2 protein-coding genes are annotated in these 2,118 nt (G+C 74.5%); one reads left to right on the top strand and one right to left on the bottom strand.

All coding sequences use genetic code 11. The features are described from left to right. Positions 1-351 precede the first annotated feature (351 nt). Positions 352-1,218, top strand: a complete 867-nt coding sequence (locus F6X68_RS32330; RefSeq protein ID WP_151457785.1) for a bifunctional 5,10-methylenetetrahydrofolate dehydrogenase/5,10-methenyltetrahydrofolate cyclohydrolase — start codon at positions 352-354, stop codon at positions 1,216-1,218. An 81-nt stretch (positions 1,219-1,299) separates the two neighbouring features. On the opposite strand, the gene F6X68_RS32325 is transcribed toward F6X68_RS32330, so the two are convergent. Continuing rightward, a partial coding sequence (locus F6X68_RS32325) for a tyrosine-type recombinase/integrase (RefSeq protein ID WP_151457784.1) occupies positions 1,300-2,118 on the bottom strand: 819 nt, incomplete at its 5' end.

Below are 2,118 nucleotides of genomic sequence, written 5' to 3'. Positions count from 1 at the left end.
GCACCACACCCCGACTCACCGGATCGACCAGCAGGAACTCCTCCTCCACCCCCAACCGCGGACCCGACACCACACCATCCCCGCCGACCTGCACCGGCACCACGGCCTCCACTCACGACACCCGGGCGAGCGCCCGACACGGACAGGCCGACAGGGTAGCCCGAACCAGTGACCAACGGGACACCCACAGTCAGTACGCCGACGCGGCAGCCACCACCGGGACACGCCACACCCGACCCCCTGTGGCAAGCTGACCCCAGACGCGACTGGCGGCCAGAGGATGGGACCAAACCATCGGGGAGCTCCACGCGCGGAGGTCGACCGCCTGGGCCCCGCCGGCAGAGGAGCACCATGCCCACCGCCCGACTCCTGCCCGGCACCCCCGTCGCCGACCACATCCTCACCGACGTCGCCGCCGGCGTCACCGCACTGCGCGCCGCAGGCACCACCCCCGGCCTCGCCACCATCCTCGTCGGCGACGACGACGCCAGCGCCGGCTACATCCGCATCAAGCAACGCCAGGCCAGCGAACTCGGCTTCGCCTCACCCCACGTACACCTGCCCGCCACCGCCACCCAGGCCGACCTGCACCACGCAATCGCCGACTTCAACACCGCACCCGACGTGCACGGACTGCTCATCCAGCACCCCATCCCCGCACACCTCGACTACGACCGCGCCCTGCAGACCATGGACCCCGACCTCGACGTCGACGGCATGCACCCCCTCAACATGGGACGCCTCGCCCTCGGCCTGCCCGGACCCCTGCCCTGCACACCCGCCGGCATCGAAGCCCTGCTCGCCTTCCACGACATCCCCGTCGCCGGCCGCAACGTCGTCATCCTCGGCCGCGGCGCCACCCTCGGCCGCCCCCTCGCCCTGCTGCTCACCCAGAAACGACCCGCCGCCAACGCCGCCGTCACCGTCGTGCACACCGGCGTCCCCGACTGGGCCACCCACACCCGCCGCGCCGACATCCTCATCGCCGCCGCCGGCGTCCCCGGCATCATCCAACCCGAACACGTCCGCCCCGGCGCCGTCGTCATCGGCGGCGGCGTCCGCTACGAAGGCCGACGCCTCCTACCCGACGTCGCCGAAAGCTGCGCCGACGTCGCCGGCGCCATCACCCCCCGCGTCGGCGGCGTCGGCCCCACCACCGTCGCCATGCTCTTCCGCAACGCCCTCGACGCCGCCCGCCGCGCCACCGGCCACGCCTGACACCCGCACGGGCCATGGGCGCGCGCTCCGACGAGCCCGCCGGCCGGGCACCGCGCTCCGCGACGCCCGCCGCGTACCGCCTCACGACCGCGCGTCGCCCTCCGCCGCCACCAACCCCGCCAACGCCCGATTGGTACGGTTGGACCGCACCGCGGCGCGCTGCTGCCCGGCCGTCACCTCGATGTACGTCTGCGACGACGCCAACGACGCGTGACCCAGCAACCGCATGATCTCCGCCGCGCTCGCTCCGTCCTCCGCCAACCGCGTCGCGAAGGTGTGCCGCAACGCGTGCAATCGCGCCCCCCGCGGCACCCGGTCGGTGATGCCCGCCCGCCGGTAGCAGGACTCCACCAGATACTGCAGCCCGCCCCGGCGCAGCGGCTCACCCTGCCGGTCCACCAGCAGCGGCGCGTCCGGCCGCACCGTACGCGACCCGAACCGCCGCACCCGGCTGTCCAGGTAGCCCGCCAGGACCCCGTCCAGCTCCGGCTCGATCGGCACCACCCTCGGCCGCCCGCCCTTGCCGGCCACGTCGACCCGCCGCTCGCCCGCACGGCCCGTCAACGATCCCACCCGCAGCGCCAGCAGCTCCGACAGCCGCAACCCCGCGCAGAGCGCCAACGCCAGCACCGCCAGGTCGCGCTCCGGCCACGGGTCGCGCTGCCGGCCCTCCTGCCGGGCCACCGAGGCGAGCAGCTGCTCGGGGGTGTCCGCGCCGCGCAGCGGCTTGGGCTGGGGGAGAGGTGCCCGGGGACGACCGACCGCCGGCATCGGGTTGCCGGCGACCACCCCGTCGGCGACCAGGAAGGAGAAGAAACTGTTCCAGGTGGACCACGCCCGGTGCACCGACGCGGCCGCGCGGGGAGTGGCGAACCGGGCGAATGCCGCGCGCATGACGCG

It is taken from the genome of Micromonospora sp. AMSO12t, assembly GCF_008806585.1.
Taxonomy (GTDB): Bacteria; Actinomycetota; Actinomycetes; order Mycobacteriales; family Micromonosporaceae; genus Micromonospora; species Micromonospora reichwaldensis.
The sequence above is the reverse complement of the archived record's forward strand: the minus strand, read 5'-3'. Positions and strand labels throughout refer to the sequence as shown.